Genomic DNA, 15,225 nt, shown 5'->3' with positions numbered 1-15,225 from the left:
CCAGCTCACCCGGAACGGCGCACCGACCGCCCCGCAGTGAAGAACGAGCGTCCGTGCCCAGCGGCACGAACGACCCGCCCGTAAAAGGCGACAAAGCCATTGAGTGGCATTGTCGCGGTCGTCGCGCCACCGCGACAGCGTGATCCGCCACGGTGCGCTGTGGACTGCGCCACGTTGCGCGCCCTCACGTTCTGCCGTACCACAGCCACCCCAAAACGGGCGGGTTTTCCGGACATTGACGAACGAAGTCACGGGTCGCCCGGAGCGGTACAACGATCGGCCAGCCTACCGCGAGCGGTACGACAACCTGATCACGGGGAGCGTTCCGGCAGGACGGCACCGAGCAGGAACGCCACGCTCCGCTCCTTCTCCGTCCAGGCCCGGGTGTCGAGCGCGACGGACTGCAGCAGGGCGCATTCGACCTGGTAGCCGTGGGCGGCGAGGTCGCGGCCGAGGAGTTCGGCGGCGTCACGGGTGGCGGCGTGGGTGACGATGCGCTGGGGTCGCCGGTCGGCGACGGCGTTGACCACGGCCGCTCCCCCGCCGCCGACGCGGACGACGTCCGGTTCGGGCAGGTTCTCCAGGATGTGCGGCGCGCCGCCGTGGACCACCTGGAGCTGGACGCCGAAGCCGCGTGCGGCGGCCTCGGTGCGGGCGCAGGCCTCCGGGTCCCGGTCGACCGCGATGACGGCCGCGCCGCAGCGCGCGGCCTCGGTGGCGAAGGCGCCGCCGCCGCAGCCGATGTCCCACACGAGGTCGCCGACGCGCGGTCCGAGGCGGGCGAGTTGGGCGGCCCGGAGCAGATCCGTTTCTCCCTCGCCCAGTACGCCGCCGTAGGCCTCGGCGGGCTGGGTCCAGCCGCGCGGTCCGGCCGCCGGGTCGCGCCCGGCGATCCAGCCGCCGCCCTCGCCGGCGCCGGCCGGGCCGCCGATGACGATGACGACGTTGGGGTCGCGCCAGGTGTGGTCGGCGGCCTTGTCGGAAGTGACGACGGTGACCTGCTCGCGCTCGGTGCCCAGCTCCTCGCAGATGACGAAGGTGCGGTGCACCCCCTCCAGCAGCAGGCCCAGTTCGGCGGGGCCGGCGCCCGGGGCGGTCAGCACGGCCACCTTGGTGTGGGCCCGGCACACATTCACCGCGCGTCGCAGGGTGCGCTTGTGTGCTACGACCACTTGGGCGTCGTCCCAGGGCATGCCGGCCCGGGCGAAGGCGGCGGCCACCGAGGAGACGGCGGGGACGACCTCCACCTCGAGGCCGAACTCGGGCGCGTGCAGGGTCCGTACGACCCCGAAGAAGCCCGGGTCGCCGTCGGCGAGCACGACGGCGGTCCCACGGTGGGCGGCGATGCGGCGCGCGGCGAGCGCGACGCTGCCGAGGCGGATGCGCTCGGCCGTGGCGGGGACCTCGGGCAGCGCCAGGTGGTGGGCGGCGCCCGCCACGAGGGTGGCGGCGCCCAGGGCGCCGCGCGCCGCGTCGGTCAGCGGCGAGCCGTCCCAGCCGATCACCGTGACCCGGTCGGCCATCGTCGTCAGTCTCCAGAGGGGTTCGGCACTGGTTTGCGCAGGTCGTCAGGGTTGCCCAGGGGGCCCCGTGAGGGTACCCGGTCCAGGCGCGCGCCGGTGCGCGCCCCCGTGGCGTGCCGCCGCCGGCTTCGTCAGTTCCAGTCGGCGAACGACGTGAAATCGCCGGTGTCCGCCAGTTGGCCGCCGACGCCCTCGAGGTCCTCGGGCAGCAGGCTCCAGACGATGAGGTCGGTACGGACGTCGGTCCACTCGCCCTGCCCGTTTCTGGCGCGGGCTATCCAGGCGCCGCGCAGGACGCCCTCGCTGATGCAGCCGATCTTCTGGGCGACCTGCTGGGAGGCGGTGTTGTCGGCGGCGGTGCGCAGTTCGAGGCGCTCGAAGCCGCGGTCGCGGAAGACCCATTGCGCGGTGGCCAGGGCGGCCTCGGAGGCGTACCCCTCGCCGCGTGCCCAGGGGGCGATGACATAGGCGATCTCGGTGGAGCGCACCCGCCAGTCGGTGTTGCGCAGATGCACGGTGCCGACCAGGCGCTGGGTGAGGAACTCGTCGACGGCGAAGACGATGCCGCGGCCCTCGGCACGCTCGGCCGGGGCGAGTTCGGTGATCCAGGTGCGGGCGTCGGCCTCGGTGTAGGGGTGGGGCACGGAGGTCCAGGCGGTGACCAGCTCGTCGTTCATCATCTCGGCGAAGGCCTGGATGTCCGACTCCTCGAAGGGGCGCAGTACCAACCGCTCCGTGCTGATGGAGACGTTGGGGAAGGTGCTCGTCATGCGCCACTCCGTAACCTTCGGTGAACCTTCAGGACCTGCTGAACTGCCCAGCATGCAGCATGAAACCACCGCACCGCACCACGGGGTCCACACCCGGTGAGGGTGCGGACCCCGTGCGTGGCGGAACGCCGCTGCCGTGCGCGGCGGCACGCGGGTGCCGCGGGCGGATCAGAACGCCGGGACGACGGCGCCCTGGTACTTGTCCTCGATGAACTTCTTCACCTCGGGCGAGGTCAGCAGCTTGGCGAGCTTCTCGACCCGCGGGTCGTTCTCGTTGCCCTTCTTCACCGCGAGGAAGTTGGCGTAGGGGTTGTCCTTCGCGGACTCGGCGGCGATGGCGTCCTTGGCGGGGCTGAGGTCGGCCTCCAGGGCGTAGTTGCCGTTGATCACCGCGGCGTCGACGTCACCGAGGGAGCGCGGCAGCTGGGCCGCCTCCAGCTCCTTGAACTTCAGGCCCTTGGGGTTGGAGGTGACGTCCTTGGGGGTCGCCGAGTAGCCGGCGCCGGACTTCAGCCCGATGACGCCGTTCGCCTCCAGCAGCTTCAGGGCGCGGGCCTCGTTGGTGGTGTCGTTCGGCAGGGCGACGGTGGCGCCCTGCTCGAGGCCGGCGAGCTTCTTGACCGTCTTGGAGTAGACGCCGAGCGGCTCCAGGTGCACGGACCCGCCGGGCACCGGCACGATGTCGGTGCCGTTCTTCTTGTTGAAGTCGTCCAGGTACGGCTTGTGCTGGAAGTAGTTGGCGTCGACCTGGCCCTGCTGGACGGCCGTGTTGGGGGTCACGTAGTCGGTGAACTCCTTGACCTCCAGCTTCAGGCCGGCCTTCTTCGCCAGGTGGTCCTTCACATAGGTGAGGATCTCGCCCTGCGGAGTGGGGGTGGCGGCGACCGTCAGCGCGGCGTCGGCGCCGGACTTGCCGGAGGCGGAGTCGGAGCCGGAGCCGCAGGCCGACAGCCCGAGGGTGAGGGCTCCGGCGGCCAGGACGGCGGTGGTGATCTTGGCGGTGTTGCGCACGAAAAGTGCCTTTCCTTGGGTGGTGCGACCCGTCGTGGGTGGACGGGGGGTCTGTAGGGGGCGGCCGGGCCCGGACGGCACGGCACGCCCGGGCCGGGCCCGGGCGGCGGTGCTCAGGCGGCCTGGCCCACCTCGGCGGCGGGCTCCTTCGCCTTCAGCAGCCGCAGCCTCGGCGCGGGGCCGGAGCGGCCGCTGCGCCGGTGCAGGGAGCGGGCCGCGAAGTCGCCGGCGAACTGGATGAGGGAGATGACCACGGCGAGGATCCCCACGGTGATCCACATCAGCTGGGTCTCGAAGCGCTGGTAGCCGTAGCGGATGGCGATGTCGCCGAGGCCGCCGGCGCCGACGGTGCCGGCCATCGCGGAGTAGCCGATGAGGGCGACGACCGTGGTGGTGGTCGAGGAGATCAGCGACGGCAGGGACTCGGGTACGAGAACCTTGCGCACCACGGTCCAGGTGTTGCCGCCCATGGCCTGCACGGCCTCGACGAGCCCGCCGTCCACTTCGCGGACGGCCGTCTCCACCAGGCGGGCGAAGAACGGGATGGCGCCGATGGCCAGCGGCACGATCGCGGCCTCGCGGCCGATGGTGGTGCCCGTGATCCAGCGGGTGAAGCCCATCAGGGCGACCATCAGGATGATGAAGGGCATGGAACGGGCGATGTTCACGACCTGCCCGATGACCTTGTTGGCGAGGACGTTCTGCAGCAGTCCGCCGCGGTCGGTGAGGACCAGCAGGACGCCGAGCGGAAGCCCGCCGACGACGGCGATGAGCGTGGACCAGCCGACCATGTAGAGGGTGTCCCAACACGCCTGGGACAGCAGCGGCTGTGTCTCGGACCAGGTCACCGGGCACCTTCCTTCACCAGCACGGCCTCGGTGGCCGGGCGGTCGACGACGTCGATCTGCAGGCCCTGTTCGCGCAGGAAGCCGACGGGCACCACGTTGTCCTCGTAGCGGCCGGGCAGTTCGATGCGCATCCGGCCGACCTGGAGGCCGCCGACGGTGTCGATGGCGGCGCCGAGGATCGATATGTCGATGTTGTAGGTGCGGGACAGCTGGGAGATGACCGGCTGGGTGGCGGCCTCGCCGTGGAAGGTGACGTCCAGGACGGTCCGGTCCTCGCCGGTGGACTCGCCGCCCACCGGGAACAGCGCGGCGGCCAGCTGCGAGTCCGGCGTCGCGAGCAGCTCGCCGAGCGTGCCGGACTCGACGATCCGGCCGCGCTCCATGAGCGCCGCCGAGTCGCAGACCGACTTCACCACGTCCATCTCGTGCGTGATGAGCAGCACGGTCAGGCCGAGCTGCCGGTTGAGGTCGCGCAGCAGCTGGAGGATGGAGCGGGTGGTCTCGGGGTCGAGGGCGCTGGTGGCCTCGTCGGACAGCAGCACCTTGGGGTCGCCGGCCAGGGCGCGGGCGATGCCGACGCGCTGCTTCTGGCCGCCCGAGAGCTGGGCCGGGTAGGCGGCGGCCTTGTCGGCGAGCCCGACCAGGTCGAGCAGTTCGAGCGCCCTGCGGGAACGTTCCTTCCCCGACTTGCCGAGGATTTCCAGCGGCAGCTCGACGTTGTCCCGCACGGTGCGCGAGGACAGCAGGTTGAAGTGCTGGAAGACCATGCCGATCCGGCTGCGCGCCCGCCGCAGCTCCTTGCCGGCCCGGGGCCCGCGTCCGGCCAGGGCGGTGAGGTCCTGTCCGGCGACGGTGACCGTGCCGGCGGTGGGGCGTTCCAGCAGGTTGACGCAGCGGATGAGCGAGGACTTGCCGGCGCCGGACTGGCCGATGACGCCGTACACCTCGCCTTCGCGGACGTGCAGGTCGACGCCGTCGAGGGCGGTGACCTCGCGACCGTGCGAGCGGTAGACCTTGGTGAGGCCCGATGTGGTGATCACGTGGGTTTCCGTCACTGTCGAGTGCGCGGGCGTGGGTGTGCCCGGGCAGGGGGGCGTTCGTTCAGGGACGCGACTCGGCTCCCGGCTGCGCGGTGGAACCGGGGAGAACGGGTGTGCCTTCAGGCGTGGGTCGCGTGCGGCATACGCCGCGGCATGGACGTACCACGGCGTCTCGCTTCGGGGCGCGAGGCTCGGATGGTGCGGGGGCCCTCTAGAAGGCGCACATTCGACACATACAACGAGCACCGGGCGTCATGGTCGCCTCGGTCGCCGGAATGCGGTCGCTCGTCGTGGTCATACGGATCAGTAAACCAGACGCGGGCTGGTGACCGGACATCGCTGTCCGGATAGTGGACATGCGTGGACACCGGTCCGCGCCGGCCCCGGCCCGGGGGCCTGCCGCTGTGGCCGGCGCCACGGTCGCCGGGTCCGCCGTCCGCACCCTGCCGGGGCCGGGACCGAAGCGCCCTTAGCGCCGTAATAGGGTCGCTGCATGCTTGATGCCCTGACGCTGGTGACCGGCGTCGCCGCGCTGCTGCTCGCCGCCTGGTGCGGCTGGGCCGCCTACCGGGACCAGCCGACCAAGGACTGGCACTTCATCGGGATGGCCGTGGTGTCGCTGCTGGCCCTGGTCCAGCTGGTGATCGGTCTCGTGGCGCTGGCGCGGGGCGAGAAGGCGGACCAGGGCACGACGATCTTCGTGGCGTATCTCCTGGGCGCCTTCGCGTGCGTGCCGGCGGCCGGTTTCATGTCGCTGGCCGAGCGCACCCGCTGGGGCTCGGTGACCGTCGCGGCGGGCGGTGTCGTCCTCGCCGTGCTGGAGGTGCGGCTGTATGACATCTGGGGAGGCTGAGGTGACCTCCGTCGGACAGGGGCCGAAGCGGCTCATCAGCGGGCCGGGCATGCTGCTCGTCTGGTTCTACGGCGTGATGGTCGTCGGCGCGGTGTCGCGCTCGGCCTACCAGATCGCCACGGACTTCGGCCGGGCGCCGCTCGCCTACTCGCTGTCGGCGGTGGCCGGCGTGGTCTACGGGTTCATCACGTACACCCTGGTCCGGGGCGGGGAGCGGGCGCGCAGGGCGGCGCTGGTGTGCTGCGCCGCCGAGCTCGCGGGCGTGCTGATCGTGGGCACGTGGACGCTGGTGGAGCCGTCCGCCTTCCCGGACGCGACGGTGTGGTCCGACTACGGCATGGGGTACGTCTTCATCCCGGTGCTGCTGCCGCTGTCCGCGCTGTACTGGCTGCGCAGGGCGCGCCCGGGCAGGACGGACGCGGCCTGACGCACGGGCTCGCGGCGCTTCGGCGCGCGGGCGCTCGGTGCGCGGGGAGGTACGGGCAGCGGCGGTCCGGGCGGCCGTAACCTTGCCCTCGTCCCGGGCCCGTTTCCTGGCACCGGGCCCCGGCCCGCGATCGCCCGGTCACCCCGGCCGTGCCCGGCCGGGGGTCTCGCGCTCAGGCGGTCTTCGCGTACGTCCCGGCCGGCTTCTCCAGCACGATCATCTCGACGCCGTCCGCGCCCCGGGACCTGCCCACCGTCTCGTAGCCCACGCGCCGGTACAGGCGCAGACCGCTCTCGCTGCGGTGGCCGGTGTGCAGCCGGAACCTGGTGGCGCCGTGCTCCTCGGCGAGCGCGGACTCGGCGGCGCGCAGCAGGCGGGCGCCGATGCCGTGACCCTGCAGACGTGGGTGGACGCACAGCTTGCCGATGGCGGCGGCGCCGTCCTCACCGAGCCGGCCGTGCACCGAGCCGACGACCTCCTCGCCGAGCCGGGCCACGAACACGCAGTCCTCCGCGACCTCCCGGCGCACGGAGTCGAGGCTCTGGACGAGCGGGTCGATGCGGTAGTTGCCGTACAGGGCGGCCTCGCTCTGGAAGCACAGGTACTGCAACCTGAAGATCTGCTCCGCGTCCTGCCCGGCCGCCGCAGAGATGGTCACGCTCATGCCCATGTGCGCACGCCTCCCGCTCACCTGATCATCTGTCGTCCCTCACTCCTATCCCCGCACTTCGCGGGCCGCAACCTCCGCGGCGAGCAAACGCCGCAGACAACCCAGGCATCTGGAGCGTTCCGGGCCGAGACTGCCCTGTGAGATACCCAACTCCCCCGCGATCTCCCGGTAGGTGGGGTCCGCCGGCGACAACAGGGCCTGGAGCAGCCGGGGGCAGCGCCCGGGCAGCCGGCGCACCGCGTCGCGCAGGGCGCCGTGCCGGGCGGCGGCCAGCGCGAGTTGTTCCGGGCCGCGCTCGCCGTCGTCGGCGGGCTCGGTCCGGTACGGCCGCTCGTGGCCGGCGGTGCGGCGGGCGCGGCGCGCCTCGGTGCGCACGGCCCGGCGCAGCCAGCCCGGCGGGTCGTGCGGCGGGCGGCCGGCCCGGAGGCGCTCCAGCAGCCGCAGCCAGACCGCCTGCTCCAGGTCCCCCGGTTCGGTTCCGCCGGCAGGCGCTTCGGCCGCGGCCTCGGCGGCGAGCAGCGGCCGCAGGGCGGTGAGCAGGTCGTGCGTCATGTGCGCTACGACGAGGGCCGCCCCGGCGCGGGTTGCCGGAGCGGCCGGGGTTCACCCCTGGGCGGGGCGCGGAGGCCGGGCCTTGACGGATCGGCCTCCGGGCCGGCTCCGGGTCCCGCGCGGGGCCCGGAGCCGGCCCGCGCCGCGTCAGCCGTCGGCCCGGCGGCGCAGGAAGTCCTCGCGGGCGAGCAGTCCGGTGTCGGCGTTGTCCGTGAAGACGCCGTCGATGCCGGTGGCGAAGTACGCCTGGAACACGCCGAAGACGTCGCCGTAGGCGTCGGCGGCCGTGCCCTTGCGGAACGAGGGCGGCAGGAAGGGGTTCTCGTTGCGCACGGTGTAGGGGTGCACGAGGAGGCCCGCGGCGTGCGCGTCGCGCACCAGGGTGCTGGGCTCGGTCAGGTTGCCGTCCTTGTCCTTGGGGATGACCAGGTCGACGGTGGGGCCGATGCCCTGGGCGTAGGAGGCGATCTCGCGCAGGCCCCGGGGGGTAATGAGGTCGGCCACCGTGCGCGGGTCGCCCGCCTCGACGAAGTCGTAGGGCCGGGTGCCGGCGCCGGACAGCAGCACCACGAGCGGGTTGTCCACCAGGCGGTTGAGCCGCTGGATGCTGGTCGGCTCGAAGGACTGGAGGATGACCGGCGCGTTCCGCCCGTCCTTGCCGTGCTTGCGCAGCAGGCGGGCGACCCGCTCCTCCAGGCCGAGGCCCAGTTTGCGGAAGTACGTCGGGTGTTTGGTCTCCGGGTAGATCCACACCGGCCGGCCGCGCCTGCGGGTCTGCTCGTCCTGCCACCGCAGGACCTCTTCGAAGGTGGGGATCTGCCAGCGGCCGTTGTAGAGGGTGTTGTGCGGGCGGTTGGCGGGGATGCGCTCGACCGCGCGCAGCGTCTTCAGCTCGGCGAGGGTGAAGTCCTCGGTGAACCAGCCGGTGGTGGGCACGCCGTCGAGGATCTTGGTGGTCCTCCGGCCGGCGAACTCGGGGTGGTCGGCGACGTCGGTGGTGCCGCCGATCTCCGGTTCGTGCCGGCACACGAGGTGGCCGTCCCGGGTGGGCACCAGGTCCCCGGCCTCCACGACATGGGCGCCGAGGTCCAGGGCCAGCTCGTAGGAGCCGAAGGTGTGCTCGGGGCGGTAGCCGCTGGCGCCCCGGTGGCCGATGACGGTCGGCACCGGCAGGCTTCCGAGCCCGCCCGCCCCGTGGCCCGCGGCCCCGCCCGGCGCGGTCCGCCGCGAGGCCACCGCACCCTGTGCGGCGTCCGCCGTGGCCGGCAGCCCGAGGACCGCCCCGCCCGCTCCGAGCACCGCCGCCCCGAGCAGCGCCCGGCGCCCCGTCGTGCGCTCCCGCGCGTCCGCCTGCCGGGCCCCGTCCCGCTCCTTCGGCCCCTGCGTCCCCATGAGCGCCTCCCGCGTCCCGTCTCGTCCGTCCGTGCATGTCCGTGCGTGCGTGCGTCCGTGCGTGCGTGCGCCGTGCGTGCGTGCGTCCGTGCGTGCGCCGTGCGTGCGTTCGTGCGTGCGTCCGTGCGTGCGCGCCAGACGGCAGATGGTAGGTGCACGGGAGTGACCGCCGGGAGACCGCGTGCCGAACACCGGGGTGACACGGGATGTCGTGCGGGGCCGAAGGGATGACGGTTCGTCGGCATACCGGGCGGACGCCGGGAAATCCGGAAAATGGCGGCGATGCGCGAGGTGCGTCACACGTTGCGCGCGGATTGCCGGGGTGGGAGCAGGCACCCGCGCAGGTAAACGTACGTCAACAGTACGTAAGACGTGGTGAGCCCGATGTGCAATCGGCCCCGGGCCGCGAGTATCGTCCTCACCTGCACAGACTCATACCGAATCCCTTGACACCGGAGGGCCCGTTGTCCCGCTTCGCGCTCATCAAGGCAGTGCTCGGACCGATCATGCGCCTGATGTTCCGCCCACGGGTGGAGGGCGCGGAGCGCATTCCGGGCGACGGCCCCGTCATCCTCGCCGGCAACCACCTGACGTTCATCGACTCGATGATCCTCCCGCTGGTCTGCGACCGTCAGGTCTTCTTCATCGGCAAGGACGAGTACGTCACCGGCAAGGGGCTCAAGGGCCGGCTGATGGCCTGGTTCTTCACCGGCGTCGGCATGATCCCGGTGGACCGGGACGGCGGCAAGGGCGGCGTCGCCGCGCTGATGACCGGCCGCCGCGTCCTGGAGGAGGGCAAGGTCTTCGGCATCTACCCCGAGGGCACGCGCTCGCCCGACGGCCGGCTGTACCGGGGGCGTACCGGCATCGCGCGGCTGACGCTGATGACCGGCGCGCCGGTGGTGCCGTTCGCCATGATCGGCACGGACAAGATCCAGCCGGGCGGCGCGGGCATCCCGCGGCCGAGCCGGGTCACCGTGCGCTTCGGCGAGCCCATGGAGTTCTCGCGCTACGAGGGCATGGACCGCGACCGGTATGTGCTGCGCGCGGTGACCGACTCGGTGATGGCCGAGGTCATGCGGCTGTCCGGCCAGGAGTACGTGGACATGTACGCCACCAAGGCGAAGGCGGCCTGAGCCTCCGGCGGACGGGCGGGGACGGCGCGGACGGGCCGGTTCGCGCCGGGTGCGGGTGCCGGTCCTCAGGAGGATTCTCCCAGGCGCTGGTTCCGCAGCAGGAACCACGCCGCCACCGCCGTGGCGAGCAGCACCGCGGCGCCCGCCCCCGAGGCCAGGTGCAGGCCGTGGACGAAGGAGTCGCGGGCCGCGGTCAGCAGGTCGTCCGCCGTGCGCGGCGGCAGGCCCGCCGCCGCCCGCACCGCGCCGCCCAGTGACTCGCGGGCCTCGGAGGGGGTGCCGTCCGGACCCGCGAAGCCGCGGTAGACACCGGTCACGATGGAGCCGAGCAGTGCGATGCCGAGGGCCGCGCCGAGTTCGTACGCCGTCTCGGACACCGCCGAGGCCGCACCCGCCTGGTCCTTGGGGACCCCGGCGAGTATCACGTCGGCGGTCACCGTGAAGGACAGCCCCGCGCCCACGCCGACCACCAGCAGGGCAGCGCCCAGCAGCGGGTAGCCGGTCGAGGCGCTCAGCGTGGTCAGCGCGGCCAGCGCCAGGCCGACGGCGGCCAGCCCGCCGGAGACCACGGCCCTGACCGAGAAGCGCCGGGCCGCGCGGCCCGCCACCAGTCCGGCGGCCACCGCGCCCACCGCCGCCGGGAGTTCCGCCAGACCCGCCTCGAACGGCCGCCTGCCCTGCACCAGTTGCAGGTACTGGGACAGGAAGAACACCAGGCCCGACATGCCGAGCACGGTCAGCAGATCGGCGAGGACGGCACCGCTGAAGCCCCGGTCGCGGAACAGCCGGATGTCCAGCAGCGGCCTCGGCAGGGTCAGCTGGCGGCGCACGAACCCGTACAGCGCCGCCGCGCCCACCACCCCGGCGGCCAGGGCGGCCGGGGTGAACCCGTGCGCGGCGGCGTCCTTGACGGCGTACACCGCGCCGACGGTCCCGAGCAGCGACAGCGCCACGCTCACCAGGTCCCAGGGGCCCGGGTCGGGGTTGCGGGACTCGGGCAGCAGCCGGACGCCGACCAGGACGAGCACCGCCATCACGGGCAGGTTGATCAGGAAGACCGAGCCCCACCAGAAGTGCTCGAGCAGGAACCCGCCGGCGATGGGCCCGACGGCCGTGCCGGCGGAGGCGGTGGCGCCCCAGATGCCGACGGCCAGGCTGCGCTCGCGCGGATCGTGGAAGAGGTTGCGGATCAGGGCGAGGGTGGCGGGCATCAGGGTGGCGCCCGCGACGCCGAGCAGCGCCCGGGCGAGGATCATCAGCTCCGGGCTGCCGGCGTAGGCGTTGAGCACGGACACCGCTCCGAAGGCGGTGGCCCCGCCGAGCAGGATCCGCTTGCGGCCGATGCGGTCGCCGAGGCTGCCCATGGACACGAGCAGTCCGGCGATGACGAACGAGTAGACGTCGCCGATCCACAGCAGCTGGGTGCCCGAGGGCCCGAGATCCTCGCTGATGTAGGGGGTCGCGAGGCCGAGGACGGTCGCGTCGACGGCCACCAGCAGCACGGCCAGGACGAGGACGGCGAGCGCGAGCCAGCGGCTCCGGCTCCGCACCGCCTCGGGCACCTGGGCCGGCCGCAGGGTGCTGGTCATGATCACTCTCTTCGCAGTGCGCCGCCGAGCAGCAGCTCGGCGATCATCGTGGGGAACTCCCTGGCGGCCACCCGGCCGTCCTGCACGGCCCAGGCGCAGGAGGCGATCAGCCCGTAGAGCGCCTCGGTGAGCCAGGCGGGGGTGAGTTCGGCGCGGAACTCGCCGCTGTTGCGGCCGCGTTCGAAGACGGCGCCGATGCGGGCGTCGAGCCGCACCCAGCCGTCGTGCTGCCGCTCGCCCTCCCACAGCTGGTTCTCGCCGTAGAGGAAGGCGAGGAGGCCCGCGGCGGGCTGGATCTCGCGCACCAGCCGGCGCACCGCGTCGCTCGCGGAGCCCTCCTCCAGCCGGGCGGCGTCCACCGCGGCCTCGCACTCCGCGATGCCCAGCGCCTCCAGGGCGCGGACCAGGGCGTCCCGCCCGGCGAAGTGGCGGTGCAGTGTGGCCCGGCTGATCCCGGCCGCCTTGGCGACCTCGTCCATGGTGGCGGTGGACTTCCGGGTGAGCAGGTCGGCTGCGCTGCGCAGCACGTGGTCACGGTGGACGGCCATGAGACAACCTTACCGCATGTGAGACATCAATGTCTCATGCGGTGCATGCGAGTCTCAGCGACGGCCGTCGGACGTGCGTCAGTGCGGTGCGGCGCGGGAGCGTTGCGGGGCCGGGAGCGTTGCGGGGCCGGGAAGGTTGCGGGGCCGGGGTGTGCGGCCCCGGCTCCGTGCCGGACCGGGCGCGGCGCGGTGCGGTGCGGTGCGGGAGGGTGCTGCCCCGGCTCTCAGTGCCAGGGCAGCTGCGCGCGCCGCTCCCAGTAGGCGCGCGGGTCCTCGGCCAGCGCGTCCAGGCGGGCGAGCCGGTCCGCGTCGAGGTCGACGGCGGGGGCGTGGAGGTTGGAGGCGAGCTGGCCCACGGTGGCCGCTCCGGAGAGGACGACTCCCGCCCACGGGCGGCTCAGGATCAGGGCGAGGGCGACCGCGTCGCAGCCGAGCCCGGTCTCCCGGGCCACCGCCTTCAGCGCCTCGGGGGCGTACGGCTCGGCGAGCCGGCCGTTGGCCATGCCCTCCTTGACGATCACCGTCAGCCCGGCGTCGTGCGCCTCGGCGAGGGCCGGGCCCGCGGAGGTCTCCAGGGCGTTGTAGGTGGACTGGACGGTACGGAAGAGGGGCTCGCCGTCCACCGTCACGGCGAGGGCGGCCCGGATGGCGTCGGCCTGGGCCGGGCCGCTGGTGGAGAACCCGACGGTGAGGCCCTGCGCGGCGTCCTCGGCCAGCCGGGCGTGCAGCTCCTTGTCGGTCAGGGCGGGGCTGTCGGGGGTCACCGAGTGGATCTGGTAGAGGTCGAGCCGGTCGCCGAGCAGCTCCATGGTCTCGGCCCGCTGGCGCTCGTAGGTGGCGAGGCTGTGGTCCTTGACCTCGTGCGTGGCGGCGTCGGTGGTCCAGTCGGCGGTGTAGGTGTAGCCCCATTTGCTGCCGATGACGACGTCGTCGGCGTCGGGCCGGGCCTTGAGCCAGCCGGCCAGGAACTCCTCGGCGCGGCCGTAGGAGCGGGCCGCGTCGAAGTAGCGGACGCCCTGCGCGTAGGCGGCGTCCAGCAGTTCGTGGGTGCGCTCGCGCAGGGCGTCGACGGTGCGGTCGGCCGGGAGGTCGCGGTCCCGGCCGAGGTTGATGTAACCGGGCCGCCCGACGGCGGCGAGTCCCAGGCCGATGTGGCAGGTGGGAGTCGTGGCTGAGGCCAGTCGGGCGAAGGGCATCGCGGGCTCCGTTTCGGCTGCGGTCCGGTTCCTGACGGTCCGGCTGTGGACCAACCTAACCCGCGCCGCCCTCCGCGTCTCGGCGTCTGGCCTGCTACTTCTTCCGCTTGGCGGTGGCCCAGGCGTGCTGCGCGGCCACGTCCGCCCGGACCTCGGCGAGCTGGACGGCCACGGCGCTCGGGGCGGTGCCGCCGCGTCCGCTGCGGGAGGCGAGGGCGCCGGGCACGCTGAGGACCGTACGCACCTCGGGGGTGAGGTGGGCGGAGATCTTGGCGAACTGCTCGTCGGTCAGCTCGTCCAGCTCCTTGCCCTCCGCCTCGGCCGCCTTGACGCACTCGCCGGCCACCTCGTGCGCCACCCGGAACGGCACGCCCTGCTTGACCAGCCACTCCGCGATGTCCGTGGCCAGCGAGAAGCCCGCCGGGGCCAGTTCCTCCATGCGCTCGCGGTGCACGGTGAGGGTGGCGATCATGCCGGTGAAGGCGGGGAGCAGCACCTCCAGCTGGTCGCAGGAGTCGAAGACGGGCTCCTTGTCCTCCTGCAGGTCCCGGTTGTACGCGAGCGGGAGCGCCTTGAGGGTGGCGAGCAGGCCGGTCAGGTTGCCGATCAGCCGGCCGGACTTGCCGCGGGCCAGCTCCGCGATGTCGGGGTTCTTCTTCTGCGGCATGATCGACGAGCCGGTGGAGAAGGCGTCGTGCAGGGTGACGAAGGAGAACTCCTTCGTGTTCCAGATGATGATCTCCTCGGCGATCCGGGAGAGGTTCACGCCGATCATCGCGGTGATGAAGGCGAACTCGGCCACGAAGTCGCGCGAGGCGGTGCCGTCGATGGAGTTGCCGGCGCTGCCGTGCTCGAAGCCGAGGTCCGCGGCGACCGCCTCCGGGTCCAGGCCGAGGGAGGAGCCGGCCAGCGCGCCCGAGCCGTACGGCGACACGGCCGTCCGCTCGTCCCACTGGCGCAGCCGTTCGGCGTCCCGGGACAGGGCCTGCACGTGGGCGAGGACGTGGTGGGCGAACAGGACGGGCTGCGCGTGCTGGAGGTGGGTGCGGCCGGGCATCGCCACGTCCGGGTGGGCCTCCGCGAGACCGATCAGGGCGTCCTGGAGTTCGGCGAGCAGACCGCCGATGATCCGGGCGTGGTCGCGCAGGTACATGCGGAACAGGGTGGCGACCTGGTCGTTGCGGGACCGCCCGGCGCGCAGCTTGCCGCCGAGGTCGGGACCGAGCCGCTCGAGCAGGCCGCGCTCCAGGGCGGTGTGCACGTCCTCGTCGGCGATCGTGCCGGTGAAGTCGCCGGACGCCACGTCGGCTTCGAGCCGGTCCAGGCCGTCCAGCATCCTGGTCAGCTCGTCGTCGGTGAGCAGGCCCGCCTTGTGCAGCACGCGCGCGTGGGCGCGGGAGCCGGCGATGTCGTAGGGCGCGAGCCGCCAGTCGAAGTGGACGGACGCGGACAGCTTGGCCAGGGCCTCGGCGGGGCCGTCGGCGAACCGGCCGCCCCACAGTCGTACGTCACCGCTGTTGCTGCTCACTTGCGTTGCTCCTCCGGGAAGGCGGGTGGATGTGCCACCGCCTCCCCACGGCGTGCGTGAGGAGGCGGCTGCCGGGCTGGTGCGGAAGACCGTACGGGACCGGGGCTGGGGCGTGTCGCGAAAGCAGCGCCGTCCGCCCGGA

Annotated in this window: 15 protein-coding genes; 3 read left to right on the top strand and 12 right to left on the bottom strand. The window is 73.0% G+C overall.

The window, feature by feature from the left end; translation table 11 throughout:
- Positions 1 to 311: 311 nt before the first annotated feature.
- From cbiE to ACI2LW_RS20900, 5 genes are all read right to left on the bottom strand, one after another.
- Entirely contained in the window at positions 312 to 1,523 is a 1,212-nt protein-coding gene (cbiE, locus tag ACI2LW_RS20920; protein ID WP_404732702.1) for a precorrin-6y C5,15-methyltransferase (decarboxylating) subunit CbiE, read from the bottom strand.
- 131 nt (positions 1,524 to 1,654) lie between these two features.
- A complete protein-coding gene (locus tag ACI2LW_RS20915; RefSeq protein ID WP_404732701.1) occupies positions 1,655 to 2,293 on the bottom strand; it encodes a GNAT family N-acetyltransferase in 639 nt (212 codons plus the stop codon).
- 168 nt (positions 2,294 to 2,461) lie between these two features.
- The gene (locus tag ACI2LW_RS20910; RefSeq protein ID WP_404732700.1) at positions 2,462 to 3,304 is read right to left on the bottom strand and encodes a MetQ/NlpA family ABC transporter substrate-binding protein; all 843 of its coding nucleotides are present in this window, start codon (positions 3,302 to 3,304) and stop codon (positions 2,462 to 2,464) included.
- A 113-nt stretch (positions 3,305 to 3,417) separates the two neighbouring features.
- The gene (locus tag ACI2LW_RS20905) at positions 3,418 to 4,152 is read right to left on the bottom strand and encodes a methionine ABC transporter permease (protein WP_404732699.1); all 735 of its coding nucleotides are present in this window, start codon (positions 4,150 to 4,152) and stop codon (positions 3,418 to 3,420) included.
- On the bottom strand, positions 4,149 to 5,192 hold the full coding sequence (locus tag ACI2LW_RS20900) for a methionine ABC transporter ATP-binding protein (RefSeq protein WP_404732698.1): 1,044 nt from the start codon (positions 5,190 to 5,192) through the stop codon (positions 4,149 to 4,151). The genes ACI2LW_RS20905 and ACI2LW_RS20900 overlap by 4 nt, the downstream gene beginning before the upstream one ends.
- Before the next feature lie 493 nt (positions 5,193 to 5,685).
- Between ACI2LW_RS20900 and ACI2LW_RS20895 the strand changes: the two genes are divergently transcribed.
- A complete protein-coding gene (locus tag ACI2LW_RS20895) occupies positions 5,686 to 6,045 on the top strand; it encodes a hypothetical protein (RefSeq protein WP_404732697.1) in 360 nt (119 codons plus the stop codon).
- Positions 6,026 to 6,472, top strand: a complete 447-nt coding sequence (locus tag ACI2LW_RS20890; protein WP_404732696.1) for a hypothetical protein — start codon at positions 6,026 to 6,028, stop codon at positions 6,470 to 6,472. The genes ACI2LW_RS20895 and ACI2LW_RS20890 overlap by 20 nt, the downstream gene beginning before the upstream one ends.
- 172 nt (positions 6,473 to 6,644) lie before the next feature.
- On the opposite strand, the gene ACI2LW_RS20885 is transcribed toward ACI2LW_RS20890, so the two are convergent.
- The 3 genes from ACI2LW_RS20885 to ACI2LW_RS20875 form a co-directional block, all read right to left on the bottom strand.
- Positions 6,645 to 7,142: a GNAT family N-acetyltransferase gene (locus tag ACI2LW_RS20885; protein ID WP_404732695.1), complete on the bottom strand. Its 498-nt coding sequence runs from the start codon at positions 7,140 to 7,142 to the stop codon at positions 6,645 to 6,647.
- A gap of 45 nt (positions 7,143 to 7,187) precedes the next feature.
- On the bottom strand, positions 7,188 to 7,694 hold the full coding sequence (locus ACI2LW_RS20880) for a sigma-70 family RNA polymerase sigma factor (RefSeq protein WP_404732694.1): 507 nt from the start codon (positions 7,692 to 7,694) through the stop codon (positions 7,188 to 7,190).
- Between the two features lie 147 nt (positions 7,695 to 7,841).
- Positions 7,842 to 9,086, bottom strand: coding sequence for a glycerophosphodiester phosphodiesterase (locus ACI2LW_RS20875; protein WP_404732693.1), 1,245 nt, complete (start codon positions 9,084 to 9,086; stop codon positions 7,842 to 7,844).
- A gap of 464 nt (positions 9,087 to 9,550) precedes the next feature.
- Between ACI2LW_RS20875 and ACI2LW_RS20870 the strand changes: the two genes are divergently transcribed.
- Entirely contained in the window at positions 9,551 to 10,222 is a 672-nt protein-coding gene (locus tag ACI2LW_RS20870; RefSeq protein ID WP_404732692.1) for a lysophospholipid acyltransferase family protein, read from the top strand.
- A gap of 65 nt (positions 10,223 to 10,287) precedes the next feature.
- Here ACI2LW_RS20870 and ACI2LW_RS20865 read toward each other — a convergent pair whose 3' ends face one another.
- From ACI2LW_RS20865 to argH, 4 genes are all read right to left on the bottom strand, one after another.
- Entirely contained in the window at positions 10,288 to 11,811 is a 1,524-nt protein-coding gene (locus ACI2LW_RS20865; protein WP_404732691.1) for an MFS transporter, read from the bottom strand.
- A 2-nt stretch (positions 11,812 to 11,813) separates the two neighbouring features.
- Complete coding sequence (locus ACI2LW_RS20860; RefSeq protein WP_404732690.1) at positions 11,814 to 12,359, bottom strand: TetR/AcrR family transcriptional regulator; 546 nt, start codon at positions 12,357 to 12,359, stop codon at positions 11,814 to 11,816.
- Between the two features lie 224 nt (positions 12,360 to 12,583).
- A complete protein-coding gene (locus tag ACI2LW_RS20855; protein WP_404732689.1) occupies positions 12,584 to 13,555 on the bottom strand; it encodes an aldo/keto reductase in 972 nt (323 codons plus the stop codon).
- A 94-nt stretch (positions 13,556 to 13,649) separates the two neighbouring features.
- Positions 13,650 to 15,083 (bottom strand): argininosuccinate lyase, encoded by a 1,434-nt coding sequence (gene argH / locus ACI2LW_RS20850; protein WP_404732688.1) that lies wholly within the window; start codon positions 15,081 to 15,083, stop codon positions 13,650 to 13,652.
- Positions 15,084 to 15,225 lie beyond the last annotated feature (142 nt).

The sequence above is a fragment of the Streptomyces sp. NPDC004065 genome, assembly GCF_044903565.1.
GTDB lineage: Bacteria > Actinomycetota > Actinomycetes > Streptomycetales > Streptomycetaceae > Streptomyces.
The sequence above is the reverse complement of the archived record's forward strand: the minus strand, read 5'-3'. Positions and strand labels throughout refer to the sequence as shown.

Excerpts from the sequence above, each read along its gene's own strand:
- cbiE (WP_404732702.1), bottom strand. The coding sequence starts at position 1,523 with ATGGCCGACCGGGTCACGGTGATCGGCTGGGACGGCTCGCCGCTGACC.
- ACI2LW_RS20915 (WP_404732701.1), bottom strand. The coding sequence starts at position 2,293 with ATGACGAGCACCTTCCCCAACGTCTCCATCAGCACGGAGCGGTTGGTA.
- ACI2LW_RS20895 (WP_404732697.1), top strand. The coding sequence starts at position 5,686 with ATGCTTGATGCCCTGACGCTGGTGACCGGCGTCGCCGCGCTGCTGCTC.
- ACI2LW_RS20890 (WP_404732696.1), top strand. The coding sequence starts at position 6,026 with ATGACATCTGGGGAGGCTGAGGTGACCTCCGTCGGACAGGGGCCGAAG.
- ACI2LW_RS20885 (WP_404732695.1), bottom strand. The coding sequence starts at position 7,142 with ATGGGCATGAGCGTGACCATCTCTGCGGCGGCCGGGCAGGACGCGGAG.
- ACI2LW_RS20880 (WP_404732694.1), bottom strand. The coding sequence starts at position 7,694 with ATGACGCACGACCTGCTCACCGCCCTGCGGCCGCTGCTCGCCGCCGAG.
- ACI2LW_RS20875 (WP_404732693.1), bottom strand. The coding sequence starts at position 9,086 with ATGGGGACGCAGGGGCCGAAGGAGCGGGACGGGGCCCGGCAGGCGGAC.
- ACI2LW_RS20865 (WP_404732691.1), bottom strand. The coding sequence starts at position 11,811 with ATGACCAGCACCCTGCGGCCGGCCCAGGTGCCCGAGGCGGTGCGGAGC.
- ACI2LW_RS20860 (WP_404732690.1), bottom strand. The coding sequence starts at position 12,359 with ATGGCCGTCCACCGTGACCACGTGCTGCGCAGCGCAGCCGACCTGCTC.
- ACI2LW_RS20855 (WP_404732689.1), bottom strand. The coding sequence starts at position 13,555 with ATGCCCTTCGCCCGACTGGCCTCAGCCACGACTCCCACCTGCCACATC.